The sequence below is a fragment of the Pontibacillus sp. ABV4_188 genome, assembly GCF_056311905.1.
In genome coordinates, this window is record NZ_CM149975.1 from 1,796,451 (window position 1) to 1,822,415 (window position 25,965).

Sequence of the window (25,965 nt, forward strand, 5' to 3'; positions counted from 1 at the left end):
GGTGAGTCCGTTGCTAGAAAAGTGGTTGGGCAGGCTTGGGGACAACTCGCTTTCCTGCGGGGAGCTGGGAAGCCTCCTCAATCGCTACGCGCTTTCCGGGGTCTCCCCTAGGCTCCTTTTCCCGCGGGAGTCTCGCAGTCCCCAAGCCAACCCTGACATTGACTAGGTGAACGGACCCGCTTAATCGACCCTATCACACAAATATGGCGCGTTTCCGTTTCTCCCTATTTGGCAAAGGTGGTCCTGGAAATTGTGAGACTCCTGCGGGAGAAAGAGGTCGACGAGACCCCGCAGGGTGGTTTCCCCGAGGAGGCTCGACAGCTCGCCCGCGGAAAGCGAGTGATTTTCAGGACCACCTTACTCCCGTTTAAGGCTGACGGAAACGAAATTCCATCTATCGCACAACAAAACCATCTCAACTTCCAGTCTTCCACATAAGGGTGGATGATGTCGGAAGATGGATATGTTGTCTAATGAGTGTAATGGCTCTTTTGATGGGAGATATAGAGGAACCACCCCTCCCTTACAAACTGTTAAAAAATACTTAAAATAATTTTAATTGACACTAGTAGGTCATCAAGCTATAATCGTTGAGTGGTAAGGGAATATACTTGACAGAAATTAGTATATTTGCTCTTGGTCATGGATATGCTAGCTATGATAATTTACAAAGGTTTAAGAACAATTCAGAATTTTGTTACAATTAAGTAAAATTCATTGCATAAGTTATATTATCTGTGTTAATATTTAAGCGCCTTATGTGAGGTGAGCTGATGGATGATAATCAACGTCAAATAAACTTATTCACGGAGTACTTACAAATTGAAAAGAACGCTTCATCATATACGATCCACTTTTACCAAAGTGATCTCCATTCCTTTAAAGCATTTCTAAAAAGGGAAGGGGATATGAGTTGGAAGGAAGTGGATTATCCCATTATTAGAGTCTTTTTAACAGAACTCTATGACCAGCAACTTTCTCGGAGATCCGTTTCGAGAAAGCTTTCAAGCTTACGATCGTTTTATCGCTTCTTAGAAAGGGAAGGGCATGTAGAGTCTAATCCTTTCTTACATGTTTCTTTGCCAAAGCAGGAAAATCCGATTCCTTCATTTTTATATGAAGAAGAATTGGATAAGTTGTTTCATGTGAGTAATATTGATGAACCTTTAGGCCAAAGAAACCAGGCTATTTTAGAGCTTCTTTATGCGACAGGCATGCGTATAAGTGAATGTGTATCGTGTGAGTTATCTGATATAGACCTAGAACTTGGTACGGTTCTGGTTCGGGGTAAAGGAAGGAAGGAACGTTACATTCCTTTCGGGAGCTTTGCAAGAGAGGCTTTAAAACACTACATTTATAATGGAAGAAACTCGTTATTACAGAAGTCCGGAATGGACACTGGATCAATCTGGCTTAACGCAAAAGGTTCTCCATTAACAGACCGCGGAGTCCGGTTAATCCTGAACAAAATGGTAGAAAAGGCAGCTATGACCATTCACGTCCACCCTCATATGCTTAGGCATACGTTTGCTACGCATATGTTAAATGAAGGGGCAGATTTACGTTCCGTACAGGAATTGTTAGGGCATGAGCACCTAACCTCTACTCAAATATATACACACGTAACGAAAGATCATTTAAAAAACGTATACATGAATAGCCATCCAAGAGCAGGCAAGGATGAATAAATGGAATGAGGTGGAGTTTTTGGAACAACAATTTCATGCAACAACAATTTTTGCCGTTCAACATAATGGACAATGTGCAATGAGCGGAGATGGGCAAGTTACATTTGGGAACGCAGTTGTAATGAAACATAAAGCAAAAAAAGTACGTAGATTATACAAAGGGCAAGTTCTAGCGGGATTTGCTGGCTCTGTAGCTGATGCTTTTACGTTGTTTGAGAAATTCGAAGCAAAGCTTGAAACCTATAATGGAAACTTAGCTCGTGCAGCTGTAGAGCTTGCTAAAGAGTGGCGAAGTGACAAAGTCCTTCGGAAGCTTGAGGCGATGTTAATTGTAATGAACAAAGACGACTTATTCCTTGTTTCGGGTACAGGTGAGGTTATTGAACCTGATGATGGTGTCATTGCAATTGGATCTGGAGGGCACTATGCATTAAGTGCGGGACGTGCTTTAAAACGTTATTCTCCTGAGAAAAACGCAACAGAAATTGCCCAAGCAGCTTTAGAGATTGCCGGAGAAATATGTGTGTATACAAATAATGAAATCGTATTAGAATCGCTGGAGGACTAAGGGAGGTCTTTATCGATGAGTGAAAACTTAACGCCTAGACAAATAGTTGAACGCTTAGATCAATATATTATTGGTCAGAACAACGCCAAAAAAGCTGTAGCGATCGCTTTACGTAATCGCTATCGACGCATGCAATTGGATGATAAGTTAAAAGACGAAATTGTTCCTAAAAATATATTAATGATGGGGCCAACAGGAGTAGGTAAAACAGAGATTGCTCGTAGATTAGCTAAGCTTGTAGGTGCTCCTTTTGTGAAGGTTGAAGCTACTAAATTTACAGAAGTAGGTTATGTGGGACGAGACGTTGAGTCCATGGTAAGAGACCTTATGGAGACAGCTGTCCGTATGGTGAAAGAAGAAAAAATGGAGCAAGTGAAAGGGAAAGCTGAAGAGCGTGCCAACCAGCGTCTTGTAGAATATTTAGTTCCTAAAAAGAAAAAGCAAAATAATTTTAAAAACCCATTAGAAATGTTTTTCTCTGGTCAAGAAGACACGCAGCAAAGTGAAGATCGTTCTGAGGAACAAAATGTAGAGCAAAAACGTAAGCAAGCTTCTCACAAGCTTGCAATGGGCGAACTAGAAGATACAATGATTACAATCGAAGTGGAAGAGCAACAATCTTCCATGTTTGATATGTTGCAAGGCTCGGGTATGGAACAAATGGGGATGAATATGCAAGATGCTTTCAGTCAATTCATGCCGAAAAAGTCTAAAAAACGCAGGCTTTCTGTAAAGGACGCTCGTAAGGTTCTTACCCAAGACGAAGCTCAAAAACTCATAGATATGGACGAAGTATCTCAAGATGCAGTAGAACGCGTAGAGCAAAATGGAATGATCTTCGTAGATGAGATTGATAAGGTAGCGGGTGGAAATGAACAATCATCAGGGAATGTCTCAAGAGAGGGCGTCCAGCGAGATATCCTACCTATCGTAGAAGGATCTACAGTTGTTACAAAGCATGGTCCTGTAAAAACAGACCATATTCTATTTGTTGCAGCAGGGGCATTCCATATGTCTAAGCCTTCAGATTTAATCCCTGAACTACAAGGACGTTTCCCAATTCGCGTAGAACTTGAGAAACTAACTGTGGAAGATTTTGTGAACATTCTCACTGAACCATCAAATGCATTATTAAAGCAATATAAAGCTTTACTGGAAACAGAAGGTATAAATGTGGAATTTTCTGACGAAGCTGTTACCAGATTAGCAGAGGTAGCTTTCGATGTGAATCAGGAAACAGATAATATTGGTGCACGAAGACTGCACACAATTTTAGAGAAACTACTAGAGGATCTTTCCTTTGAAGCTCCTGATGTCCATATGGAAACCATTGAAATCACTAAAGCTTATGTAGATGATAAATTAGCATCGATTGCCAAGAATAAAGACTTAAGCCAATTTATTTTATAGACACACTGAACAGGAGGATCAATATGAAATTATTAGATCGAGCACGCAATATTAATTCAATGCTGCAAAAAACTACAGGTAAATCTGTCAACTTTAACGATATGTCTGAGACGCTTCGTGATGCTATCGGGGCAAATACGTATATCGTAAGTCGAAGAGGTAAACTGTTAGGTTTCGCTATTAAGCAGGAAATTGAGAACGACCGCATGAAAAGCATGTTAGCTGAGCGTCAATTCCCAGAAGAGTATACACAAAACTTATTCTCTATTAATGAAACAACTCCAAACTTGGAAATTGATCATCCACTTACGGCATTCCCTGTAGAGAACCGTGAATTGTTCCAACAAGGATTAACGACTGTTGTACCTATTATCGGTGGCGGTGAGCGAATTGGTACTCTTATTCTTAGTCGTTTAACTGAAAGCTTTAACGATGATGATCTTTTACTAGGTGAGTATGGTGCTACTGTTGTAGGTATGGAAATCCTTCATGAGAAAACGGAAGAGATTGAAATGGAAGCTAGAAGCAAAGCTGTCGTCCAAATGGCTATTAGCTCCTTATCTTATAGTGAGCTAGAAGCAATTGAACACATTTTTGAAGAGTTAGAAGGGAATGAAGGATTGCTTGTGGCTAGTAAAATCGCTGATCGTGTTGGAATCACGCGCTCAGTGATTGTAAATGCTCTTCGTAAATTAGAAAGTGCGGGCGTTATTGAGTCACGCTCTCTAGGTATGAAAGGAACATATATCAAAGTACTGAATGATAAGTTTCTTGTCGAATTACAAAATATGCGTTTGAACTAAACAACTTTAGTCCAAAAAACCCAGCCTCTCTAAGGGGCTGGGTTTTTTTGTATTATACAACATAAATTGTTTAGAAATAGTTAAATTACCTTTTTCGACATTTTCTTTCATCCGGAGCTGTGGCATAATGATACATAGATGTGACGAAATAAGGTTGAAAAATAGTAAAAAACTCATAAATAAGCCTATCTTAGGTCTTTTTGGCCACATACAAGGACTAAATTCCTAACATTATTCCAATTTCCATGACAAATCATGTATAAATAGGGAATCCATCTCATGGACAAAAATTCGACGTTTTCTTACAATTAGCATTATGTAGGTCTGGATACTTATTTTTCTACAAAAAAGGAGGGATTTAGATGGCGATGTTCGGTGGTACAATCCAAACCCTCGAGAAATCAATGGACTATGCTTCACTGAAGAATAAAACAATAGGTAATAATATTGCTAATGTAGACACACCAAATTACAAAGCTACAAATGTACAGTTTAAAGATGTCTTCAGTAAACAATTGAGCTCGATTGATGCTAAACGAACGAATAGCAAACATATCTCATTCTCTTCTTATGATACTTCCCGATATTCTGTTACTTCAAACGGAAGTACGCAATATAACCACAATGGGAATAATGTGGATATTGATCAAGAGATGGCTGACCTTGCTAAGAACCAAATTTATTACCAGGCATTGGTTGATCGATTGAACGGTAAGTTCAGAAGTTTAGAATCTGTTATTAAAGGAGGAAGATAACGTTGGGAATTTTTAATTCGTTTAATGCAAGTGCTAGTGCGTTAACAGCTCAGCGCCTTAGAATGGATGTCATTTCCTCAAACCTTTCAAATGCAGAGACAACTAGGGCAACCCAAACTGAAGATGGTCAATGGGAACCCTATAGAAGAAAGATGGTGGAATTTCAACCTAAAGGAGAAACATTTCAATCCCATTTACAAAAGGCTATGGGCTCTAGTAATACTCCTGCCGAGGGTGTTGAAGTTTCTGAAATCCAAGAGGATGAATCTCCTTTTAAAATGGTGTATAACCCAAATCATCCAGATGCTGATGATAATGGATATGTAGCTAAGCCAAATGTAGACCCGTTAAAGGAAATGGTTGATCTTATGAGTGCTACTAGATCGTACGAAGCGAATGTTACAGCTGTTAATGCTAGTAAAAGTATGTTAATGAAAGCGTTAGAGATCGGTCGATAAGAAATGACAAGGAGGGAGCAAGTATGGAACCCGTAGTATTACAAGCTAGTCAGGCGCCCTTACAAACTACTCAAAATACGAAGAAGATATCACCACAAGATGCTCAGTCCGCATTTGCGACAAGCTTAAAGAATGCAATCAAAAATGTGAACAACGCGCAAGTCGAATCCAATATAAAAACAGAAAAACTTGCTAAAGGTGAGATTGATAATCTACATGATGTAATGATCGCTTCTAAAAAAGCGAGTATCACCTTACAGACTGCTGTTGAAGTGCAAGGGAAAGTAGTTGATGCTTACAAGGAAATAATGAGGATGCAAGTATAACTTAATAAACATCATTACATAACACACAAGGTACTATATGGTTTAGATGATGTTCAGCACGGGGGCTATTATGAGAGAAAAGCTACAAGATTATAAATATAAGACTAGCGAATTTTGGAAGGGGCGTAGCTTGCCTCAGAAAAGTATTATGATTGGTGCTGTAATTGGTTTAATAGCGCTAATCGTTGGAGCTAGCCTTTTTGCCTCGAATCCAAAATTGGTTCCTTTATATAATGACTTATCAGTACAGGAAGTAGGTCAAATAAAAGAGGAACTTGATGCTAGAGGCGTAAAATATGAACTGGGAAATCAAGGTGCAACAGTAATGGTGCCAGAAGCAACTGTTGATGGTTTACTCGTTGACTTGGCTGCTCAAGGTATTCCTGATAGTGGAAGCATCGATTACGGTTTTTTCAGCGATAATACTTCTTGGGGAATGACAGATAATGAGTTTGATGTCATGAAACTTGATGCTATGCAAACAGAATTATCAACTTTAATGAAGCAAATTGAGGGGATAGAGAACGCTAAAGTTATGATAAACATGCCTAAGGAAAAGATCTTTGTTGGAGAGCAGGAGCAAACTGCATCAGCCTCGATCGTCGTCAACGTAAATCAGGGCTATCAACTAAAAGAAGATCAAATCCAATCGTTATATCATCTTGTTTCCAAAGCGATCCCAAATCTCCCTACCGATAATATCGCCATTATGGATCAAAACTTTAAGTATTTTGACCCGAAAAAAACGGGTTCAGTGGCCTCGGGGCAGTCTTATGAATACCAACAAACGGTTAAAGATGATATACAAAATGACATACAAAGACGCGTTCAACAAATGCTAGGCATGATGATGGGGCGAGATAAAGTAATGGTTTCTGTCACAGCGGATGTAGATTTCACACAAGAGAAACGGACTGAAAATCTTGTGCAGCCTGCTGAAGAAGGTGAAGAAGGTCTTCCGGTTAGCGTGGAACGTATTACAGAAACCTATACAGGTGACCCTGGTGATGTAAACGCTGGTGGAACGGTTAATCCTGATGGAGATGTACCTGGTTATCAAGGTGAAGACGTTGAAGCTGGTAACGGTGATTATGAAATGATGAAAGAAACGATTAATAATGAGTTTAATCGAATTCAACGTAACATCGTCGAATCCCCTTACAAAATTAGAGACCTCGGCATTCAAGTAGCAGTCGATCAGAATAAAGAAGCTAACCAAGATGGGGCGATAGAGCAGCTATCTACAGCAGAGCAGGCAACATTATCCGAGAGTATCACGTCCATTTTAAGTTCAATCGTGTCAACAAGTATTGATGAGGAATATGGACCTGTTGAGCCAGATAATAAAGTTTCGATCGTTTTCCAAGAGTTTAACGGAAAACCACAATTTAATCCTGAAACATCTCCTGTTATACCAGTATGGGCTTACGTTGCGGGAGGAATTTTACTTGTTGTTATTGCAAGCTTAATTTGGACGTTAGTAAGAAAAGGTCGTAAAAAGGAAGACCTAAGAGAAGGGTACGTGGAGCAAGAGCGAGCACCGGTTGAGGTTCCAGCTATGGAAGAACCAGAAGAAACGGAAAGCTCTGTGCGACGCAAACAGTTAGAGCGTATGGCGAAAGAGAAACCAGAGGATTTCGCTAAGTTATTACGTTCATGGATCGCTGAAGATTAGGAGTGAGTATATATGGCGAAGCATAAAACAGGACTATCAGGCAGACAAAAAGCAGCCGTTCTCCTCATATCATTAGGCCCGGATGTTTCAGCGCAAGTTTATAAACATTTGACGGAAGAAGAGATAGAGAAGTTGACACTAGAAATTTCGTCTGTCAAAAAAGTAGAACCAGATCAAAAAGAAAAGATACTTGATCAATTCCACCAAATTGCCATCGCGCAAGATTACATTTCCCAAGGTGGAATTGGATATGCCAAAACGGTCTTGGAAAAAGCACTTGGGGATAAAGAAGCTTCTGATATTATTAATCGGTTAACCTCATCACTGCAGGTGAAACCGTTTGATTTTGCGAGAAAGGCAGATCCTTCTCAAATCTTGAATTTTATACAAAATGAGCATCCTCAAACGATTGCGCTGATTTTGTCATATTTAGACTCAGAGCAATCAGCTCAAATTCTTTCAGAACTTCCACAAGAAATGCAGGCAGACATTGCAAGAAGAATTGCCGTTATGGATTCTACTTCTCCTGAAGTAATCAATGAAGTCGAACAAATCCTAGAAAGAAAACTTTCAGCAACTGTTACACAAGATTATACACAAACGGGTGGGATCGAAGCCGTTGTCAATGTTTTAAATGGTGTAGACCGAAGTACTGAGCGAACCATTTTAGATTCACTAGAAATTCAAGATCCTGAACTAGCTGAAGAAATCAAAAAGCGTATGTTTGTCTTTGAAGATATCGTTACACTTGATAATCGGGCTATTCAGCGAGTCATACGTGATGCAGATAATGAAGACTTGATGCTTTCATTGAAAGTTGCGAGCGAAGAAGTAAAAGAAGTTGTCTTTAAAAACATGTCTTCTCGCATGAGCGAAACCTTCCAAGAAGAAATGGAATATATGGGACCAGTACGGTTGCGCGACGTTGAAGAATCTCAAACTCGCATCGTTTCTATTATTAGAAGGTTAGAAGAGGTTGGAGAGATTGTCATCGCACGTGGCGGAGGTGACGATATCATTGTCTAACCATAATAAGGCTGGTCGAGTAATTGGTATTAAACCGATACGTTCTGAAAGTTATGTATCCCATGGGGGGCCTTCTTCTGAACAATCTTCAAATCTAGCATCTTCACTTATCCAAGACGCTAATGAGCAAAAAGAGTATGCTAATCAAATACTTCGGGAAGCTGAGGAGAAATCTGACCGTCTTTTAAAAGAAACAGAAGAAAAAGTTAAATCTCTCCGACAGAATTGGGAAACAGAAAAAGATGAGTTAATAGAATCAACAAAGACGTTGGCTTATAAGGAAGGGTTTCAATCCGGAGAACAAGAGGCATTCCGACAGTACGAGGAGCTTATTCAAAAAGCTCAAGAAACAGTAAACCAAGCTAATTTGGATTATCGCTCCAAAATAGATGAGAGTGAAGATGCTATTCTTCATTTAAGTATGAAAGCCGCCTCTAAGATTATGAACCAAACGCTTGAAGACAACCCTGAACGTTATTTGCCTATTGTGAAAGCTGTAATTGAAGAAGGGAATAATGGTGACCAGCTTCAAGTTTATGTACACCCTGATCAATATGAACTGGTGTTAGAACAAAAATCTGAATTACAACTTATATTGGATCACCAGGCTGAACTTTCCATTTATCCTAAAACAAACTTAAAGCCGTTCCAATGTTATCTAGAATCATCCTATGGAAGAGTAGATGTGAGCATCGATAGTCAATTAGAAGAGCTGCGTTCAAAGTTGTTTCGTTTACTTGAGGAGGGCAAATAGGTGAATGTAAGTCATTTAATGGATGCAATCGAGGAAATTGATACATATAAGCGATATGGAAAGATAGTAAGGGTCGTAGGGTTAATGATTGAATCAAAAGGACCTGAAGCAAGTGTTGGAGAAGTTTGTGTCATTCATTCTAGTCCTAAAAAAGGTGAGACGATACTTGCTGAGGTTGTAGGTTTTTCCGAAGAGAAAGTTCTTCTTATGCCCTACTCTGAAATTACCGATATTGCTCCTGGTTGTTTAGTAGAAGCAACAGGCGACCCTCTTCAAGTAAAAGTAGGTAGAGGAATGGTAGGCCAAGTCCTCGATTCTTTAGGTAGATCAATGTATGAGACGGCTTCTTTAAAGGGGTTAAAACCTTACCCAACTGATCAATCACCTCCAAACCCTTTATCTCGCCCTCCAATAGAAGAGCCTATACAAGTTGGAGTTCGTTCTATTGATACTTTACTTACCGTGGGGAAAGGACAGAGAGTGGGGATATTCGCTGGTAGCGGCGTAGGAAAAAGTACGCTGATGGGCATGATTGCCAGAAACAGTGGGGCTGACATTAATGTGATTGCTTTAATAGGTGAACGGGGTCGAGAGGTAAGGGAATTTATCGAAAGGGACCTCGGGGAAGAAGGATTAAAGAAATCTATTGTAGTAGTTGCTACATCAGATCAGCCTGCTCTGATGAGGATCAAAGGAGCCTACACGGCTACTGCAATAAGCGAATATTTCCGTGATTTAGGATACGATGTGAACCTTATGATGGATTCTGTTACGAGAGTAGCCATGGCACAGAGGGAAGTGGGGCTTGCTACAGGTGAACCTCCCACAACTAAGGGATACACACCTTCAGTATTTGCAATTTTACCCAAACTCCTTGAGCGGACAGGGACGAATGCCAATGGCTCTATTACAGCCTTTTATACAGTTTTAGTAGATGGTGATGATATGAATGAGCCAATAGCTGATACCGTAAGAGGAATACTAGACGGCCACTTTGTATTAGATCGGAAGTTAGCTGAACTAGGTCAGTTCCCTGCTATTAATGTATTAAAATCAATTAGTCGTGTTATGAATCATGTGGCAGACAAGGAGCATCTAGAAGCAGCTGATAGAATGAGGAATCTACTAGCAACCTATGAGGAGAACCAAGAGCTTATTCAAATTGGTGCTTACCGAAAAGGGAGCTCAAAAGAAGTAGATGAAGCTATTCAATATCATCCCAAACTTATTTCCTTCTTAAAACAAGGAACACATGAGCCAGTACGAAATGTTGAGGCCGTTGAACAACTTATTCAATTAATAGGTCGAGGTGGTCAAGGATGACAAGCTTACGTACATTCCATAAGCTATTAGATTTAAAAGAGAAAGATAAACACGTCGCTCAAAAAAACTATCAAGATTCCATGGATCAATTTGAGAGCGTGGCAACCCGCCTTTATGAGTTATTGAAGAAAAAAGAAGATAAGGAAACCGCTTATCTATCATCAGTAAAAAAAGGATTAAGCATTATAGATTTAAATAACTATCACACCTATGTAGAACAACTATCTAAACAGATCGAACAACTTCAACACCAAGTTCAGTCTGCAAGGAGTGAAATGGAACAGAAGCAAGTAGAGCTCTCAGAATCCCACATCGAATATAAAAAGTATGAAATGCTAATCGATCATAAGGTTGAACAAAGAGAGTTAGAGCGAGTAGCAATTGATAAAAAAATGATGGATGAGATATCAGTCCAACAATATATTAATCAAGGAAATTAGGTGTTAGGTCGTGGCTATATCTGAAAAGCCAAAACAAAAATCAAGTAAAGTTCAATGGTTTGTGTTTGTAATCCTAATTCCACTAATACTAGCTGTTACTGTAGCGCTTATTATTATGACTGTAGCAGGTGTAAATGTGTTTGAAAAAACGAAGCAGTTTGCTGAAGATGTACCAAAAGTATCCGCACTACTAAATACGGAAACTACAAAAAAGTCAGAAGGTCAAGCTGTGGAATTAAAGGCAACAATTGAAGACCAAAATGCTCAACTTGATGAATTAAAATCTCAACTCACTGTTAAAGATCAAAAAATTGAAGAATTAAACAATGAAATGAAACAGTTAACTAAAGAGTTAGAGGATAAAAAAATATCTGATAAGGATAAGGAAGATATAATGACAGATCTGTCTTCTTCTTTTAAAAACATGGACCCAGAACAAGCGGCAGCTATTGTGTCACAGCTAGATCAAGCATCATCTGTTGATCTGTTAGAAAAGCTACCAAGCGATGAGCGGGGCAAAGTTCTAGCAGCGCTAAATCCAGAACAGGCAGCTAATTTAACAAGCGCGCTTATGAATAGGTAGATAATTCTATGAATCTTTGAAAGGAGGTGAAGTCATGAATGGAAGCGTTACTCTACTTAAGCAAATAGGGGTCAACCTTAATGGGATCAATAAATCCCTAACATCTAATGCTAATACAGAACAAGGGTTTTCAAACAAGTTGCACTCTCTACTTGGAGAGGTGTCTTCAAACAATCAAGGACAATCTTTAACCAAGCAACGTAAACTTCTTTTGAACAAAGATATGAACTCTTCTCAAATGGAAAAAGAATTGAAAACATTCATCGACCAGCTCAAAGCATTTGTTCAATCTCTTCCTGAAGGAGACATGGCGCTTAACCAAGGCAGTGTTCTTCCGAATAGGAGCACGCTCTCTGAGGAAACAGGTATAGCGAGTCTCGTCCAATCCCTTGAAAAAGCTTTAGAAGCTTTGAAGGATCGTGATCTATCTTTAGACAACAACTTGATTGAAAAATTAGAAGCGCTTGATGGACGGCTTTCAGATTTAGAAACTAATCTAGAATTAAATACGAAGAAAGATGTTTCAAAGCTATCAGCCATGTCGTTAAGTATGCCACATTTCATAACCCATTCATTCAACGTGTCAGAAACTGTAGAATCAAAATCTCTCATAAGTGAAAACGTTGAAAAGTTAGCCACTGACCTTAAGGGATTGCTACAAGGTTTATCAGCTACTTTAACAGGTAACAAAGAGCAAACGTCGCTTCAAATGTCCAAACAAATGAAAGAATTATACTCTATAGCCGAACAACTAATAAAAATTGAGAAAAATCATCCAGCTTCAACAGAAGTAAAACAACTATTGCAACAAGTAAAGCAAGATACAACGTCACCAAAGGCTTTCGCAAGCTTCGAACAAGCATTTATGAATTTAAAGAGACGCTCAAACCTCTCCATAACTAACAAATACAGTCACAATGCCAAAGTAACATCGGCAGAGTTTGGTAAGTGGGTGGAGAACTCATGGGCAAGGCTTGGGGACTTTTCTGAATCGAAGAAAGAATCTTCCTTAAAAACGATTTCATTTTCTCCAACTGCTGATGGAATGATGACAAAGCAAGAACAAATGGTTATAAAGTTGAATTCGACTAACCAAAGCGATCAAAGTATGCCTAAACAATTAATAGAAGAGTTCCAAAAGGTGATGAATCGAAGCCGTTTCAATATGAACAAAGCAGGGTCGCAACTGTCTATTAAATTGAACCCAGGATCTCTAGGCGACATGATGGTCAAGATGACGCAACAAAATGGTGAGATGATGGTGAAAATCATGGTTAGCACCCAAGCTGCAAAAGAAATGTTAGAAGGAAATCTAAATCAGCTTCGTCATATGTTCACACCAAGTCAGGTTCAAATAGAGAAGCAAGATCTCTCTGCACAACTAGACCAGTCGTTTACCTTTGAGAAAGAAGGAGAACAACAGCAGGATAAGGATAGACAACAAGAGCAGTCTTCTAATACTGCGAGTGAAGAAGATGATGAATCGCTAAGTTTTCATGATGTATTAATGAACGAAAAGGTGTAGGTGATAACGATGACAACTATTGATCCTTCTCTTTATTTGAAGTCACAGCAGCAAACGAGATCAGTCGATGCTGGTAGTAATAGCGTGTTAGGAAAAGATGATTTTTTAAAGATATTGATGACACAGCTTCAAAACCAAGACCCAACTAGTCCTATGAAAGACAAAGAGTTTATCTCTCAAATGACTAGCTTCTCAACTCTTGAACAAATGACAAATATGTCTACAGCCATTGAAAAGTTAACACAAGCACAAAATTTTGCACCAGTTGTGAAGTATAGTTCAATGATCGGAAATCAAGTTTCCTATGAAGTTATCAATGAAAACGGTACGGTAACGGGCGCTGAGACGAGTGAGGTTTTAGCAGTTACGAAAAAACAGAATTCAGTAGAGCTAGAACTAAAAAATGGTGAAAAGGTATCTCCTGAACAGATTATGAGAGTTTCTGACCAAACAGATTAAATGGAGACATTTTACATTAATAGGAAAGAAGGAGGTAACATGGATCCAAGAATCCACTCCATACAATCTCATCCTCCGCTACCCATTTCAAGCACGAAGAGAACACCTGCTATAAATGGGACTGCTTCTTTTAATAGTGTGTTACAACAAGAATTATCCGAAATTAAGATAAGTAAACACGCACAACTACGAATGAAAGAAAGAAATCTTTACATATCTGAAACAGAATGGGTGAAGATGGAGGAACGTATGCGGGAAGCGAAGCAAAAAGGGGTAACTGATTCACTTGTTCTTATGAAAGATAAGGCGCTTGTTGTGAGTACAAAAAACAATACTGTAATTACAGCAATGAATAAACAAGAAGCCGAGTCACAAATATTCACAAATATAAATGGAACAATCGTTATGGAAGACTAAGGCTGGACCTGCGGGAGGCCTATCGCTGCGGACTGAATGATGCAGTGAGTTGAATGGTTCTACTAAAAACCGAAAGGGATGAATGTTACATGTTACGTTCAATGTACGCTGGTATTTCAGGTATGAAAGGTATGCAAACGAAGTTAGATACGATTGGGAATAATATCGCAAATGTGAACACGTCGGGTTATAAAAAGGGAAGAGTGACGTTTCAAGATATGATGAGTCAAAGTGTTTCTCCTGCAGAAGCACCAGCAGGCGGATTGGGTGGTAAAAACCCATCTCAAGTTGGGCTCGGATCGCAACTAGGTTCAATCGATAATATTTACACCCAAGGGAATCGACAAACTACGAATCGACCTCTTGATCTTTCGATAGAAGGGGATGGGATGTTTGAAGTTAGAGATGGGGATGAAAGCTATTATACGAGGGCTGGTAACTTTTACTTAGATAATAACGGGGATATTGTCAACAATGAAGGAATGTATTTATCTGATGATCAAGGTGCAACGATCAATATCCCTCCAAATGCTGAGAGTTTCAGTATACAGTCAAATGGAACGGTAAGTTATATCATTCCTGGCAATGCTACTCCCCAAACAGCTGGGCCTGTTGGATTAATGAAGTTTTCAAACCCAGGTGGACTTGAAAAAGTTGGGAGCAACACCTACAGGGACACTACAAACTCTGGAGCTGCAGCAAATCTCTCTCAACCTGGGGCAAATGGTACGGGTTCATTAGTATCTGGCTCTCTTGAGATGTCCAATGTTGACTTGGCAGAGGAGTTTACAGAAATGATTACAGCTCAGCGTGGCTTTCAGGCAAACACACGTATCATCACAACGTCTGATGAGATTCTGCAAGAACTAGTGAATCTGAAACGATAAATAGATTTGATCCTGACTAAAAAGGGAGGTAGAGGGGCGTTATATACGTCTCTCTCATACATAATGATTTCATTAACCAGGTTAAATGGTGATTCATTTACGTTGAATGCCATTTATATAGAACAAATCCAAGCTCATCCAGATACAACAATTACGTTAACAAATGGTCGGAAGCTTCTTGTTCGTGAGGAAGAAGACGAAGTCATTGCGTTAACCAAACAATTCTACAGACATGTTGGGCTAGCTACGATTACTGCAAATCAAAAGGAGGGATCATAACTTGAACCCGAAAATTCTAAAAGCAATGGTAATCAGTCTTGTGGTAATCACTGTAGGAGGAGTCGTTGCACTTATTTTAGTCTTGAACTCAAGTACTCAAGCAACTGACGAACCAACAATTGATGAGTTAAGAGAATATTCGATTGAAACAGAAGAACTTACGACTGATTTACAAAACGATCGATTCGTTCGCATTCAATTTAGAATCGTAACAGATAGTAAAGACGCTAAAGAAGAGTTAGAAAAACGGGACTTCCAATTAAAAAATATCTTAATTAAGCAATTATCTCCTATGAATGAAGAAGAATTTAAAACAGGGGTCGATAATTTAGAAGGAACACTTAAAACCCGCTTAAATGAACTTATGACAGAGGGTGTTGTGACGGAAGTCTACACCACTAAGAAAGTATTGCAATAATAAAAATGAAGAGCACCTGATTGGAGGTGACGTTTTGGCAGAAGAAGTTCTCTCTCAAAATGAGATTGATGCATTGCTATCCGCGATTTCAACTGGAGAAATGGATGCAGATGATTTAAAAAAGGAAGAAAAAGAAAGAAAAGTCCGCGTGTATGATTTTAAAAGAGCACTAAGATTCTCTAAAGACCAAATCAGAAGCTTAGGTAGAATTCATGAGAATTTCGCGAGACTATTAACGACCTACTTTTCAGCTCAGTTAAGAACCTATATTCATATATCTGTTGCTTCGGTTGATCAAATCCCTTATGAGGAATTTATTAGATCTATCCCCAAAATGACGATATTGAATGTATTTTCCGTAGAACCATTGGATGGAAGGATCTTACTTGAGGCGAATCCGAATATTGCATACGCCATGCTTGACCGTGTTTTAGGGGGAAAAGGTGTCAGCGTAAACAAGGTTGAGAGTTTAACGGAAATAGAAACCAATATAATGTCCCAACTTTTTGAGAAAGCAATTGATAATCTTCAAGAGGCTTGGAGCTCTGTAGTAGATATTAACCCTGAACTAGAGGAATTTGAGGTTAATCCTCAATTCCTTCAAATGGTTTCACCAAATGAAACAGTAGTCGTAATATCCTTGAACACAGAAATTGGTGAATCCTCTGGAATGATAAATATTTGTATTCCGCATGTAGTATTAGAGCCCATCATACCGAAATTATCTGTTCACTACTGGATGCAAACACAGACACCTCAAGAGACAAGTCCTGAAGAGTATCACTCACTTTCTAAAACGATCGAGAAGGCTGAGGTAGATGTCAAAGCTCTACTAGGTGAGTCTGAAATTACAGTAGACGAACTTTATCATCTAGCAAAAGACGATGTGATTCAATTGGATCAACTAATTGATGATCCATTAAGAGTACAAGTAGATGAAGAAACAAAATTCTTAGCACAGCCTGGACAAATTAAAAAGAAAGTAGCTGTGCAAATATTAGAAGAATACCAAGGGGGGGACGATGATGATGAGTGATGATATGCTGTCCCAAGATGAAATAGATGCTTTATTAAATGGGACTGCTGATACAAGTGATATGAATAACACGCAACCCTCGACCGAGGATTATTTAAGTACATTAGAGCAAGATGCATTGGGTGAGATCGGTAATATTTCATTTGGTAGCTCAGCTACTGCTTTATCAAGTCTTCTAATGCAAAAGGTGGACATAACGACACCGACAATCTCCATCATTAAACGATCGAATTTGGCTGATGAATTTCCTGAACCGAATGTCGCGATTCAGGTCGAATATACAGAAGGGTTTTCAGGCATGAACTTACTGGTTATTCAGCAAAGTGATGCAGCGATTATCGCAGACTTAATGCTTGGCGGGGATGGAACATCACCAACTGATGAAATGAATGAGATTCATCTTAGTGCCGTACAAGAAGCAATGAATCAAATGATGGGATCAGCTGCAACGAGCATGTCTACGGTATTTAATAAACGAGTAGATATTTCTCCTCCAAGTATTGACCTCCTTCATGTAAAAGAAGGAGAAGGGACAGAGCAAATACCAGATGAAGATTTAGTTAATGTAAGTTTTCAGCTTAAAGTTGGGAACTTAATAGATTCTAGAATTATGCAAGTGTTGCCGGTTGACTTTGCTAGGGAATTGGTAGATCAATTGTTAAATCCCCCTTCCGAAGAGGGAGACATCTTGCAGCAGGTTGACGCACATCAGGAACAAAAACCTGCAGGTGAGGTAGAACAAGGGAATACTTCTCCACCGCCTGCCTATCAGCAGACTCAACAAGATGCGACACACCGTGAATCTTCTGAACCATCCACCACTCAGTCGCAAGAAGCCCCTGCCCCAAGAGAAACGCAATATATGGGCGGGATGAGCCAAGAAGATTCAAGCCAAGTTCAGCAAGCCGTCTTTAGTCAGTTTGAACCAACCACTCTTCACCAACAAGAAAAGCGAAATCTCGATATGCTTATGGATATACCGCTAAAAGTCACGGTTGAACTAGGACGAACCAAGCGGACTATTAAAGACATTCTTGAACTATCATCGGGTTCCATATTAGAGCTTGATAAATTAGCAGGCGAACCAGTAGATATTCTTGTTAACGATAAGCCAATTGCACAAGGAGAAGTGGTCGTTATTGATGAAAACTTTGGTGTTCGGGTGACTGAAATATTAAGTCAACAAGAGCGATTAAAAAAATTACAGTAAGTAATTATTAGGAGGATCTTTATGGCCAGTAAAATTTTAATAGTAGACGATGCAGCATTTATGAGAATGATGATTAAAGATATTTTGACGAAAAATGGATTTGAGGTAGTAGGAGAAGCCCAAGACGGAAGTGAAGCGGTCGACAAATATAAAGAACTGCAACCAGATCTCATCACGATGGACATCACAATGCCTGAAATGGATGGGATCTCTGCTCTTAAAGAGATTAAAGGGATGAATGCTGATGCTAAGATCATTATGTGTTCTGCAATGGGACAGCAGGCAATGGTTATCGATGCAATTCAAGCCGGGGCGAAAGACTTCATTGTAAAACCATTCCAAGCAGACCGAGTACTTGAAGCAATTAATAAAGCATTAGCATAACAAGGAGGAAGTATGACTAAGCAGTTATTTATTTGGGTGAGTACCCTCGTCATCATTACGGCATTGTGGCCAGCATCAATGACTTTATCTGCACAACCAAGTGTAGAAACATGCATAGAAAATCCAGCCCTTGAAGGATGTGGGGATTACGATTCATCTAAAGAAAAGGAAGAAGAGGAACAACAAAACACCTCTTCTTCGCCTGCTTCCTCTGAGAGTTCGATTTTTTTAGATTTAATTAAAATCATTCTTGCTCTTGCCTTTATTATCTTTTTAATCTATGTGTTATTAAAGTTTATGAACAAACGAAATAAAAGCATTCACACTTCGAAAGCGATGGAAAATATGGGAGGAGTGCCTTTAGGTCAACAAAAATCCTTGCAAATTGTTCGTATTGGGCAACAATTCTATGCAATCGGTGTAGGAGAGAATGTGGATCTTGTAACGGAGATTACGGATGAGCGCACGATAGAAGAATTAACGAAAAAGAATGAAGCTGCATCTGAAAGTTTCTCACCTTCAATGGTAAAGCAATTGTTATCACAAAAGAAAAAACAGACAAATCATAATGAAAGCTTTCAAAATCAATCGTTTCAGAAACTATTTCAATCTGAACTTTCATCTTTAAAGGAACGGAGACAACAACTTATAGAAGCGGAAAAGAAAAAGAAAGAGGATTCAAATGAATGAATTTATAAATCTATTTGCAGACTCAGATCCCACAAACGTAGCCACATCTGTGAAGCTTCTATTGGTGCTTACGGTTCTCTCTATAGCTCCTGGAATTTTAGTTCTTATGACTAGTTTTACTAGAATTATTATTGTTCTATCATTTGTTCGCACATCGCTGGCAACACAACAAATGCCACCAAACCAAGTATTAGTAGGGTTAGCTTTGTTTTTATCATTCTTTGTGATGGCGCCTACATTACAAGAAGTGAATGAAGAAGCGCTCACTCCTTTGTTTAATGAAGATATTTCTTTAGAAGAAGCTTATCAGAATGCTAGTGATCCCATGAAAGAGTTTATGGCAAAACATACGAGGGAGAAAGACCTTGCTTTATTTATGAACTATGCTCAAATGGAAAAGCCAGAAAGCGTTCAGGATATCCCTTTAACGACTATGGTCCCAGCCTTTGCAATTAGTGAGTTGAAAACAGCTTTTCAGATGGGGTTTATGATTTTTGTTCCCTTCCTAGTGATTGATATGGCTGTTGCAAGTATCCTGATGTCAATGGGAATGATGATGTTACCTCCTGTAATGATTTCGCTTCCATTTAAAATCTTGCTTTTTGTTCTTGTGGATGGTTGGTATCTCATTATGCAGTCACTTTTAGAAGGGTTTTAATATAGGGAGGGAGATCAATAGATGAACAGTCAGTTTGTTATTTCACTTGCTGAAAAAGGTGTAGTAACCGTGCTTACCATTACAGGGCCATTGCTCATATTGGCGTTATCAGTGGGCTTACTTGTTTCTATATTCCAAGCCACAACACAAATTCAAGAACAGACACTTGCCTTTATTCCGAAGATTGTAGCTGTTATGGGTGGACTAGTCTTTTTTGGTCCATGGATGTTAACAAGAATGGTAGAATTTACAGCTACTATTTTTGAGAACTTGAATCAGTTTGTAGGATAGGAATGGTTAATTTAATTGACCTAGCAAAAGTGCCTGGACTTTTATTAATTTTCATGCGAGTCACAGCATTTTTTGTTACCCTTCCTCTGTTTTCGTATCGGAATATGCCCACTCAGCATAAAATAGGATTTAGTGTGTTTTTGGCTTTATTAATGTATTTCACAATTGATGTACCAATTATTTTATTAGATGAAACGTTTATTCTCCTAATCTTAAAAGAGGCAATGGTTGGATTATTAGTAGGTTTCATGGCTTACGTGATCTTATCAGCTATCCAAATAGCGGGAGGATTCATTGACTTTCAAATGGGGTTTGCAATCGCAAATGTAATCGACCCTCAAACCGGGGTTCAAAGTCCTTTGATTGGACAGTACCTTTATACGTTTACACTGTTGTTTTTGTTAGCTGTAAATGGTCATCACTTATTAATTGATGGCGTTTTTTACAGCTATGAGGTGATTCCTATGGAACAGTTATCGATACCTTTTGGTGAAGGTTCTATTGCTGAGTTTGTTCTACTCACTTTTAATAAAATGTTCATAGTAGCTTTTCAAATGGCGATGCCTGTTGTTGGCTGTCTATTTCTGGTTGACGTAGCTTTAGGGATTATTGCTCGTACAGTTCCGCAATTGAACGTTTTCGTAGTCGGGTTACCTTTAAAAATATTTGTAAGTTTTGTAGTTATTATTATTTCATTTGGTATGTTTTCAATCTTAGTACAGAATTTATTTGATTTAATGCTTGTCTCAATGAGGGATTTAATGGCACTGATGGGAGGGTCTTAAATGCAGAAGTTACAATTAGATCTGCAGTATTTTTCGGGTGAGAAAACAGAGAAAGCAACACCGAAAAAACGTGAAGACTCTCGTAAAAAAGGCCAAGTAGCCAAAAGTCAAGATGTGAATACGGCTCTACTTCTTTTTTCTGTTTTTTTAATGATGTTTGTGATAGGTGGTTTTTTAAGAGATAGGTTCACTAGCCTTTACAGACATACCTTCCAAGAGTACATCACTTGGGAAGTAACAGAGCAAACGGTTCACCAAATGTTACTTCAGGTTACGATGGAGATGGCTTTTACAGTAGCGCCTTTAATGGGGGCAGCTATTGTGGCGGGGCTAGCTGCAAACTTCTTGCAAATTGGTTTTCTGTTTACGGGAGAACCATTAAAAATGGATTTGAAAAAGTTAAACCCTATTCAAGGAGCTAAAAAGATCTTTGCAGCTCGTGCCTTAGTAGAACTGCTTAAGTCTTTACTTAAAATTGGTTTTATCGGAACTATCACGTTCACCGTTTTATGGATAAGACGGGGCGATCTTTTAGAAATGTCGCAGAAAAGTGTGGAAAGCGCCGTCAGCTTCTTTGGTCAAACTACCGTCATTATGGGACTTGCTGCTTCCCTTCTGCTTTTACTGTTATCTAGTATTGATTATATTTACCAGCGCTATGACTATGAAAAGAATATCCGTATGTCAAAGCAAGACTTGAAAGATGAGCATAAAAACATTGAAGGGGATCCTCAAATTAAGTCAAAGATAAAAGAACGTCAGCGTCAGATGTCACAGCAACGAATGATGAGTGAAGTGCCAGAGGCGGATGTAGTCATTACAAACCCAACTCACTTTGCCATTGCGATTAAATATGATGAGGAGAAAGCTCAAGCCCCTTATGTTGTTGCTAAGGGTGTCGATTATGTCGCTTTAAAGATAAAAGAGATTGCGCATGCAAATGACGTTACTACTGTTGAAAATCGACCGTTAGCAAGAGCATTGTATGATCAGTCAGAAATTGACCAACCCATAGGTGAAGAATTTTACCAAGCGGTTGCAGAAATATTAGCTTACGTATATAAACTTCAGAAGAAAGCGTAATCGTAGGGAGAGAAATGCATGGCCATTAGAGATTTATCAGTATTGGTTGGCGTTATACTTATCATCGTCATGTTAGTTATTCCAATGCCGCCTGTACTCTTAAGTATTTTTATACTTATAAATATTACATTAGCTCTTATTGTCATTTTAGTGGCAATGAATACGACTGAAGCATTACAGTTTTCCATTTTTCCATCTCTCTTATTATTGCTCACTTTGTTTAGGTTGGGGTTGAACGTATCTACTACACGTTCGATCTTAGCGAATGCAGAGGCTGGAGGGGTTGTTGCAACATTTGGTACTTTTGTAACAGGGAACAGCGCACTAGTTGGTTTTGTAATCTTTTCCATCCTTGTAATCATTCAATTCTTAGTCATAACTAAAGGAGCTGAACGTGTGTCAGAAGTTGCCGCACGATTCACATTAGATGCGATGCCTGGTAAGCAGATGAGCATTGATGCTGACTTGAATGCGGGGTTAATTTCCGAGCAACAAGCTAAAATGCGTCGTGAAAAGATTGAAAACGAAGCTGACTTTTATGGAGCAATGGATGGTGCGAGTAAGTTTGTGAAGGGTGATGCCATTGCTGGTATCATCATTGTATTAATTAATATCATCTTCGGACTTATTATTGGTATGACTCAAAAAGGGTATGGTTTCTCTGAAGCTATTGATACATATATGAGATTGACTGTGGGAGATGGACTTGTAAGTCAAATTCCCGCTTTGCTTATTTCAACTGCAACAGGAATTGTCGTTACACGTGTGGCTTCAGAAGGAAATCTTGGAACAGACGTTTCTACGCAGCTGTTACGATACCCAAAACTCTTATACATTGCGGCGGTTACAATCTTTATGCTCGGGCTTACACCGATACCGATATTCATTACAACCTTTATATCAGGCATATTAGCCTTTGGAGGCTGGTGGCTGTCAAGAGAGGCAGCCCAAGACCAAGAGCCTGATATAGAAGAGGAGACTGAACAAGAAAGCTCAGATATGAAGTCACCTGAGAATGTCGTGAGCTTGATTTCAACTGATCCTATTGAATTTGAATTTGGTTATGCTCTGATTCCACTGGCAGATACAAACCAGGGAGGAGATTTACTCGATAGAATTGTAATGATTAGGCGACAGTTAGCCATTGAACTCGGTTTAGTTATCCCTGTTGTTAGAATTAGGGACAACATTCAGCTAAACCCTAATGAATATCGTTTAAAAATTAAAGGGAATGAAGTGGCTAAAGGAGAGCTTCTTCTGGATCATTATTTAGCCATGAGTCCAGGAGTAGAGGACGAAAGTGTAGAGGGAATTGATACGCAAGAACCAGCTTTCGGTTTGCCAGCTAAATGGATCGCAGAGGAAACGAAAGAAGATGCTGAAATGTTTGGGTACACAGTGGTAGACCCACCCTCTGTAGTTTCTACACATATAACAGAAGTCATTAAGCAATATGCTCATCAGTTATTAGGAAGACAAGAGACGAAACAGCTTATTGATCATTTGAAAGATTCTTATCCTATTCTGGTTGACGAAGTAACACCAGAGCCATTGTCTGTAGGAGAAGTGCAAAAAGTATTAGGGAAGTTATTAAGAGAGAATGTATCGATTAAAAATCTGCCTGTTATTTTCGAAACGTTGGCAGACTTTGGAAAGATGACAAATGATACTGAACTCCTTGCTGAGTATGCCAGACAATCGTTATCAACTCAAATCACACAACAATATTCTACCGGCCCGAATGGACTAAAAGTTATTACAGTGTCAGGAAAAGTGGAAAAAACTATAGCTGAACATGTTCAACAAACAGAGCATGGGAGTTACTTGGCGTTAGATCCTGAGACGCAACAGCAAATCGTTCAATCTGTTGCAAGTCAAGTCGAGCAGCTTTCCTTACAAGAAGAGACTCCGATTGTATTATGTTCTCCTGCTACTAGGATGTATGTAAAACAATTATTAGAAAGGTTTCTTCCTCAGGTCGCTGTCCTTTCTTACAACGAATTAGAGCCTAGTGTCGAAGTGCAAAGCGTAGGGGAGGTGAATGTAGCATGAAGGTAAAAAAATATCGGGCACCAACGATGCCAGAAGTAATGAAACAGGTTCGGAATGAATTAGGTGCAGAGGCTGTCATTTTAAATTCCAAAGAAATCAATAAGGGAGGATTTCTTGGAATGTTTAAGAAAAAGTCCATTGAGGTTGTAGCTGCTATAGACCCAGAACCTACCCGTGATGTAGAGCAAACCTATAAAGCCCAAACGATGCAACGTACACCAGATCATTCATCAGAAGAGAAACAAAATGATAAAAGTCAAAATGTGTACGAAGAGTTACAAGAGCTTAAGAAATTAATGAAAACTCAGTCCACAAGCAGTCCTCTGGTGTATCCAGGCGTGTTACAAAAATTGTATAACCATCTTATTCATCAAGAAGTATCTGAAACGCTTGCCACACGTCTTATAGATCCATTGGTCGAACATTATTACATTGCAAAGGGGAACATTGATATTGCAACAGCTAAAGAGTGGGTGAAAGAGCGTCTTTCCTCTGAATTAGAAGACATACCATTTGGTGGTGTTGACTTTACTAAGAAGTACATCCATCTCGTAGGACCTACAGGTGTAGGCAAGACAACTTCCCTTGCTAAGATCGCTGCTGAAGGGGTGTTAAGTCATCATAAACGAGTGGCTTTCATTACGACGGATACGTTTCGTATAGCGGCGATAGACCAGTTAAAAACATATGCAAAAATATTAGATGTTCCAATAGAAGTTGCTTATAACCTTGATGATTACAAGAAAGCAAAAGAAAGATTTTCAGACTACGATATTGTCTTAGTTGACACAGCAGGGCGGAATTTTAAAGATGAGAAATATGTTCAAGAATTAAAGGAAACGGTTGACTTTGAGGAAGAGCTTGAAACTTATTTAGTTTTATCCATTACAAGTAAAGCTAAAGACATAGAAGAGATTTATAAACAGTTTAAGAGCGTTCCTATTAAACGATTAATCTTTACTAAAGTCGATGAAACGTCTCATTATGGCGCAATGATTAATATAATGATGAAATATAATATTGGTGTTGCTTATCTGACAGATGGACAAAACGTTCCAGATGACATAAGGGAAGCTTCCCCTCAGACGATTGTTAGAAAAGTAGTGGGAGGACTGTCCTATGAATGACCAAGCCTCTAACTTGCGTGAGAGATTGGAATCTATTAAATCTTCTAAGGAAGCTAAAACCATTGCTGTTACAAGTGGGAAAGGGGGAGTGGGTAAATCAAATTTTGCTCTTAACTTTGGTCTGACACTAGCCGGTAAGGGAAAACGAGTCCTCCTGTTTGATCTTGATATTGGTATGGGAAATATAGATATTCTGTTAGGACTTTCTCCAAAAAGATCAATTGTAGATATGTTTGAACACCATTTATCCGTTTACGACATCATTGAAAAAGGACCCAAATCTCTTTCCTATATTGCAGGTGGATCAGGGCTTTCTACGATATTTGCCTTTCATGACGGGCGTATGGATTACTTTTTCGATCAATTAGAGAAACTTATGCAAAGTTTTGATTATATTCTTTTTGACATGGGAGCAGGTATTACAAATGAAGGGGTGCATTTTATTCTTGCGAGCAACGAATGTATCGTTGTAACAACACCTGAACCGACATCATTAACAGATGCTTACGCCATGATGAAGCATATCCACCAAAGAACGAGTGAACTACCCATTCGAGTAATTGTAAATCGTTCGTATTCGAATAAATCCGGTGAAGATACACTCAAACGTTTACAAACAGTTTCAGAGAAGTTCTTAAATCGAACTGTTTATCCACTTGGCATTCTTCCGGATGATCGAACAGTCGTAAAAGCTGTGACAGCACAAGTCCCTTATACGATATACAACAATAAAGTTCAAGTTAGTAAAGCGATCAATGAAATCACCCAGAAGTATTTAGGGGATGGAGGATTAGTAATTCCCAAGCGGTCGTTTTTGTCCCGCCTAAAGCACTCTTTATTAGAAAGGTAGATCTT

The 25,965-nt window shown here is 39.0% G+C and carries 30 protein-coding genes; all 30 read left to right on the top strand.

The genetic code is table 11. The features are described from left to right. The first annotated feature begins 773 nt into the window (after window positions 1–773). The 30 genes from xerC (at window position 774) to ACYX4O_RS09260 (ending at window position 25,960) form a co-directional block, all read left to right on the top strand. On the top strand, window positions 774–1,688 hold the full coding sequence (gene xerC, locus ACYX4O_RS09115; RefSeq protein WP_476356525.1) for a tyrosine recombinase XerC: 915 nt from the start codon (window positions 774–776) through the stop codon (window positions 1,686–1,688). Continuing rightward, window positions 1,681–2,256 carry an ATP-dependent protease subunit HslV gene (gene hslV, locus ACYX4O_RS09120; protein WP_476356526.1) on the top strand — a complete coding sequence of 192 codons (576 nt, stop codon included), beginning with the start codon at window positions 1,681–1,683 and terminating at the stop codon, window positions 2,254–2,256. The genes xerC and hslV overlap by 8 nt, the downstream gene beginning before the upstream one ends. Before the next feature lie 15 nt (window positions 2,257–2,271). Beyond that, window positions 2,272–3,666 carry an HslU--HslV peptidase ATPase subunit gene (gene hslU / locus ACYX4O_RS09125; RefSeq protein WP_476356528.1) on the top strand — a complete coding sequence of 465 codons (1,395 nt, stop codon included), beginning with the start codon at window positions 2,272–2,274 and terminating at the stop codon, window positions 3,664–3,666. 23 nt (window positions 3,667–3,689) lie between these two features. Next, window positions 3,690–4,469 carry a GTP-sensing pleiotropic transcriptional regulator CodY gene (codY, locus tag ACYX4O_RS09130; RefSeq protein ID WP_476356530.1) on the top strand — a complete coding sequence of 260 codons (780 nt, stop codon included), beginning with the start codon at window positions 3,690–3,692 and terminating at the stop codon, window positions 4,467–4,469. Between the two features lie 362 nt (window positions 4,470–4,831). Further along, window positions 4,832–5,224: a flagellar basal body rod protein FlgB gene (gene flgB / locus ACYX4O_RS09135; RefSeq protein WP_476356532.1), complete on the top strand. Its 393-nt coding sequence runs from the start codon at window positions 4,832–4,834 to the stop codon at window positions 5,222–5,224. A 2-nt stretch (window positions 5,225–5,226) separates the two neighbouring features. After that, on the top strand, window positions 5,227–5,682 hold the full coding sequence (flgC, locus tag ACYX4O_RS09140) for a flagellar basal body rod protein FlgC (protein WP_476356534.1): 456 nt from the start codon (window positions 5,227–5,229) through the stop codon (window positions 5,680–5,682). 23 nt (window positions 5,683–5,705) lie between these two features. After that, window positions 5,706–6,008, top strand: coding sequence for a flagellar hook-basal body complex protein FliE (fliE, locus tag ACYX4O_RS09145; RefSeq protein ID WP_476356536.1), 303 nt, complete (start codon window positions 5,706–5,708; stop codon window positions 6,006–6,008). A 70-nt stretch (window positions 6,009–6,078) separates the two neighbouring features. Then, window positions 6,079–7,683: a flagellar basal-body MS-ring/collar protein FliF gene (gene fliF / locus ACYX4O_RS09150; protein WP_476356538.1), complete on the top strand. Its 1,605-nt coding sequence runs from the start codon at window positions 6,079–6,081 to the stop codon at window positions 7,681–7,683. Window positions 7,684–7,695: 12 nt separating this feature from the next. Then, on the top strand, window positions 7,696–8,709 hold the full coding sequence (fliG, locus tag ACYX4O_RS09155; protein ID WP_476356540.1) for a flagellar motor switch protein FliG: 1,014 nt from the start codon (window positions 7,696–7,698) through the stop codon (window positions 8,707–8,709). Continuing rightward, window positions 8,702–9,463 carry a flagellar assembly protein FliH gene (gene fliH, locus ACYX4O_RS09160; protein WP_476356542.1) on the top strand — a complete coding sequence of 254 codons (762 nt, stop codon included), beginning with the start codon at window positions 8,702–8,704 and terminating at the stop codon, window positions 9,461–9,463. The genes fliG and fliH overlap by 8 nt, the downstream gene beginning before the upstream one ends. Continuing rightward, the gene (gene fliI / locus ACYX4O_RS09165; RefSeq protein WP_476356543.1) at window positions 9,464–10,786 is read left to right on the top strand and encodes a flagellar protein export ATPase FliI; all 1,323 of its coding nucleotides are present in this window, start codon (window positions 9,464–9,466) and stop codon (window positions 10,784–10,786) included. Next, window positions 10,783–11,226: a flagellar export protein FliJ gene (fliJ, locus tag ACYX4O_RS09170; RefSeq protein WP_476356544.1), complete on the top strand. Its 444-nt coding sequence runs from the start codon at window positions 10,783–10,785 to the stop codon at window positions 11,224–11,226. The genes fliI and fliJ overlap by 4 nt, the downstream gene beginning before the upstream one ends. Window positions 11,227–11,236: 10 nt before the next feature. Then, complete coding sequence (locus ACYX4O_RS09175) at window positions 11,237–11,809, top strand: MotE family protein (RefSeq protein WP_476356545.1); 573 nt, start codon at window positions 11,237–11,239, stop codon at window positions 11,807–11,809. 34 nt (window positions 11,810–11,843) lie between these two features. Then, on the top strand, window positions 11,844–13,334 hold the full coding sequence (locus ACYX4O_RS09180) for a flagellar hook-length control protein FliK (protein WP_476356546.1): 1,491 nt from the start codon (window positions 11,844–11,846) through the stop codon (window positions 13,332–13,334). A 9-nt stretch (window positions 13,335–13,343) separates the two neighbouring features. Further along, a complete protein-coding gene (gene flgD, locus ACYX4O_RS09185; RefSeq protein ID WP_476356547.1) occupies window positions 13,344–13,793 on the top strand; it encodes a flagellar hook assembly protein FlgD in 450 nt (149 codons plus the stop codon). Window positions 13,794–13,832: 39 nt separating this feature from the next. Continuing rightward, a complete protein-coding gene (locus ACYX4O_RS09190) occupies window positions 13,833–14,210 on the top strand; it encodes a TIGR02530 family flagellar biosynthesis protein (protein WP_476356549.1) in 378 nt (125 codons plus the stop codon). 89 nt (window positions 14,211–14,299) lie between these two features. Further along, complete coding sequence (flgG, locus tag ACYX4O_RS09195; protein ID WP_476356551.1) at window positions 14,300–15,097, top strand: flagellar basal body rod protein FlgG; 798 nt, start codon at window positions 14,300–14,302, stop codon at window positions 15,095–15,097. Window positions 15,098–15,160: 63 nt separating this feature from the next. Continuing rightward, window positions 15,161–15,376: a flagellar FlbD family protein gene (locus tag ACYX4O_RS09200; protein ID WP_476356553.1), complete on the top strand. Its 216-nt coding sequence runs from the start codon at window positions 15,161–15,163 to the stop codon at window positions 15,374–15,376. 1 nt (window position 15,377) lies between these two features. Continuing rightward, window positions 15,378–15,794 carry a flagellar basal body-associated protein FliL gene (fliL, locus tag ACYX4O_RS09205; RefSeq protein WP_476356555.1) on the top strand — a complete coding sequence of 139 codons (417 nt, stop codon included), beginning with the start codon at window positions 15,378–15,380 and terminating at the stop codon, window positions 15,792–15,794. Window positions 15,795–15,828: 34 nt separating this feature from the next. After that, window positions 15,829–16,830, top strand: a complete 1,002-nt coding sequence (fliM, locus tag ACYX4O_RS09210; RefSeq protein ID WP_476356557.1) for a flagellar motor switch protein FliM — start codon at window positions 15,829–15,831, stop codon at window positions 16,828–16,830. Next, a complete protein-coding gene (gene fliY / locus ACYX4O_RS09215) occupies window positions 16,820–18,040 on the top strand; it encodes a flagellar motor switch phosphatase FliY (RefSeq protein ID WP_476356559.1) in 1,221 nt (406 codons plus the stop codon). The genes fliM and fliY overlap by 11 nt, the downstream gene beginning before the upstream one ends. A 21-nt stretch (window positions 18,041–18,061) precedes the next feature. Continuing rightward, a complete protein-coding gene (locus ACYX4O_RS09220) occupies window positions 18,062–18,424 on the top strand; it encodes a response regulator (protein WP_036778714.1) in 363 nt (120 codons plus the stop codon). A gap of 12 nt (window positions 18,425–18,436) precedes the next feature. Beyond that, entirely contained in the window at window positions 18,437–19,114 is a 678-nt protein-coding gene (locus ACYX4O_RS09225) for a flagellar biosynthetic protein FliO (RefSeq protein ID WP_476356562.1), read from the top strand. Beyond that, window positions 19,107–19,772: a flagellar type III secretion system pore protein FliP gene (fliP, locus tag ACYX4O_RS09230; protein ID WP_188649759.1), complete on the top strand. Its 666-nt coding sequence runs from the start codon at window positions 19,107–19,109 to the stop codon at window positions 19,770–19,772. Before ACYX4O_RS09225 ends, fliP begins: the two co-directional genes overlap by 8 nt. A gap of 21 nt (window positions 19,773–19,793) precedes the next feature. Continuing rightward, window positions 19,794–20,063, top strand: a complete 270-nt coding sequence (fliQ, locus tag ACYX4O_RS09235; protein WP_036778720.1) for a flagellar biosynthesis protein FliQ — start codon at window positions 19,794–19,796, stop codon at window positions 20,061–20,063. Window positions 20,064–20,065: 2 nt separating this feature from the next. Then, a complete protein-coding gene (gene fliR / locus ACYX4O_RS09240; RefSeq protein WP_476356565.1) occupies window positions 20,066–20,848 on the top strand; it encodes a flagellar biosynthetic protein FliR in 783 nt (260 codons plus the stop codon). Beyond that, on the top strand, window positions 20,849–21,931 hold the full coding sequence (flhB, locus tag ACYX4O_RS09245; protein WP_476356566.1) for a flagellar biosynthesis protein FlhB: 1,083 nt from the start codon (window positions 20,849–20,851) through the stop codon (window positions 21,929–21,931). An 18-nt stretch (window positions 21,932–21,949) separates the two neighbouring features. Continuing rightward, complete coding sequence (flhA, locus tag ACYX4O_RS09250) at window positions 21,950–23,983, top strand: flagellar biosynthesis protein FlhA (RefSeq protein WP_476356568.1); 2,034 nt, start codon at window positions 21,950–21,952, stop codon at window positions 23,981–23,983. Further along, on the top strand, window positions 23,980–25,110 hold the full coding sequence (flhF, locus tag ACYX4O_RS09255; protein WP_476356570.1) for a flagellar biosynthesis protein FlhF: 1,131 nt from the start codon (window positions 23,980–23,982) through the stop codon (window positions 25,108–25,110). The genes flhA and flhF overlap by 4 nt, the downstream gene beginning before the upstream one ends. Next, on the top strand, window positions 25,103–25,960 hold the full coding sequence (locus ACYX4O_RS09260) for a MinD/ParA family protein (RefSeq protein WP_476356572.1): 858 nt from the start codon (window positions 25,103–25,105) through the stop codon (window positions 25,958–25,960). Before flhF ends, ACYX4O_RS09260 begins: the two co-directional genes overlap by 8 nt. The last annotated feature ends 5 nt before the right edge of the window (window positions 25,961–25,965 follow it).

Excerpts from the sequence above, each read along its gene's own strand:
- fliY (WP_476356559.1), top strand. The coding sequence starts at position 16,820 with ATGATGAGTGATGATATGCTGTCCCAAGATGAAATAGATGCTTTATTA.
- ACYX4O_RS09225 (WP_476356562.1), top strand. The coding sequence starts at position 18,437 with ATGACTAAGCAGTTATTTATTTGGGTGAGTACCCTCGTCATCATTACG.
- ACYX4O_RS09180 (WP_476356546.1), top strand. The coding sequence starts at position 11,844 with ATGAATGGAAGCGTTACTCTACTTAAGCAAATAGGGGTCAACCTTAAT.
- ACYX4O_RS09260 (WP_476356572.1), top strand. The coding sequence starts at position 25,103 with ATGAATGACCAAGCCTCTAACTTGCGTGAGAGATTGGAATCTATTAAA.
- ACYX4O_RS09200 (WP_476356553.1), top strand. The coding sequence starts at position 15,161 with ATGATTTCATTAACCAGGTTAAATGGTGATTCATTTACGTTGAATGCC.
- fliG (WP_476356540.1), top strand. The coding sequence starts at position 7,696 with ATGGCGAAGCATAAAACAGGACTATCAGGCAGACAAAAAGCAGCCGTT.
- ACYX4O_RS09190 (WP_476356549.1), top strand. The coding sequence starts at position 13,833 with ATGGATCCAAGAATCCACTCCATACAATCTCATCCTCCGCTACCCATT.
- fliP (WP_188649759.1), top strand. The coding sequence starts at position 19,107 with ATGAATGAATTTATAAATCTATTTGCAGACTCAGATCCCACAAACGTA.
- ACYX4O_RS09220 (WP_036778714.1), top strand. The coding sequence starts at position 18,062 with ATGGCCAGTAAAATTTTAATAGTAGACGATGCAGCATTTATGAGAATG.
- fliE (WP_476356536.1), top strand. The coding sequence starts at position 5,706 with ATGGAACCCGTAGTATTACAAGCTAGTCAGGCGCCCTTACAAACTACT.
- codY (WP_476356530.1), top strand. The coding sequence starts at position 3,690 with ATGAAATTATTAGATCGAGCACGCAATATTAATTCAATGCTGCAAAAA.
- flhB (WP_476356566.1), top strand. The coding sequence starts at position 20,849 with ATGCAGAAGTTACAATTAGATCTGCAGTATTTTTCGGGTGAGAAAACA.
- flgB (WP_476356532.1), top strand. The coding sequence starts at position 4,832 with ATGGCGATGTTCGGTGGTACAATCCAAACCCTCGAGAAATCAATGGAC.
- fliF (WP_476356538.1), top strand. The coding sequence starts at position 6,079 with ATGAGAGAAAAGCTACAAGATTATAAATATAAGACTAGCGAATTTTGG.
- flgD (WP_476356547.1), top strand. The coding sequence starts at position 13,344 with ATGACAACTATTGATCCTTCTCTTTATTTGAAGTCACAGCAGCAAACG.
- flhA (WP_476356568.1), top strand. The coding sequence starts at position 21,950 with ATGGCCATTAGAGATTTATCAGTATTGGTTGGCGTTATACTTATCATC.
- flhF (WP_476356570.1), top strand. The coding sequence starts at position 23,980 with ATGAAGGTAAAAAAATATCGGGCACCAACGATGCCAGAAGTAATGAAA.
- fliJ (WP_476356544.1), top strand. The coding sequence starts at position 10,783 with ATGACAAGCTTACGTACATTCCATAAGCTATTAGATTTAAAAGAGAAA.
- hslV (WP_476356526.1), top strand. The coding sequence starts at position 1,681 with ATGAATAAATGGAATGAGGTGGAGTTTTTGGAACAACAATTTCATGCA.
- fliR (WP_476356565.1), top strand. The coding sequence starts at position 20,066 with ATGGTTAATTTAATTGACCTAGCAAAAGTGCCTGGACTTTTATTAATT.
- hslU (WP_476356528.1), top strand. The coding sequence starts at position 2,272 with ATGAGTGAAAACTTAACGCCTAGACAAATAGTTGAACGCTTAGATCAA.
- xerC (WP_476356525.1), top strand. The coding sequence starts at position 774 with ATGGATGATAATCAACGTCAAATAAACTTATTCACGGAGTACTTACAA.
- fliQ (WP_036778720.1), top strand. The coding sequence starts at position 19,794 with ATGAACAGTCAGTTTGTTATTTCACTTGCTGAAAAAGGTGTAGTAACC.
- flgG (WP_476356551.1), top strand. The coding sequence starts at position 14,300 with ATGTTACGTTCAATGTACGCTGGTATTTCAGGTATGAAAGGTATGCAA.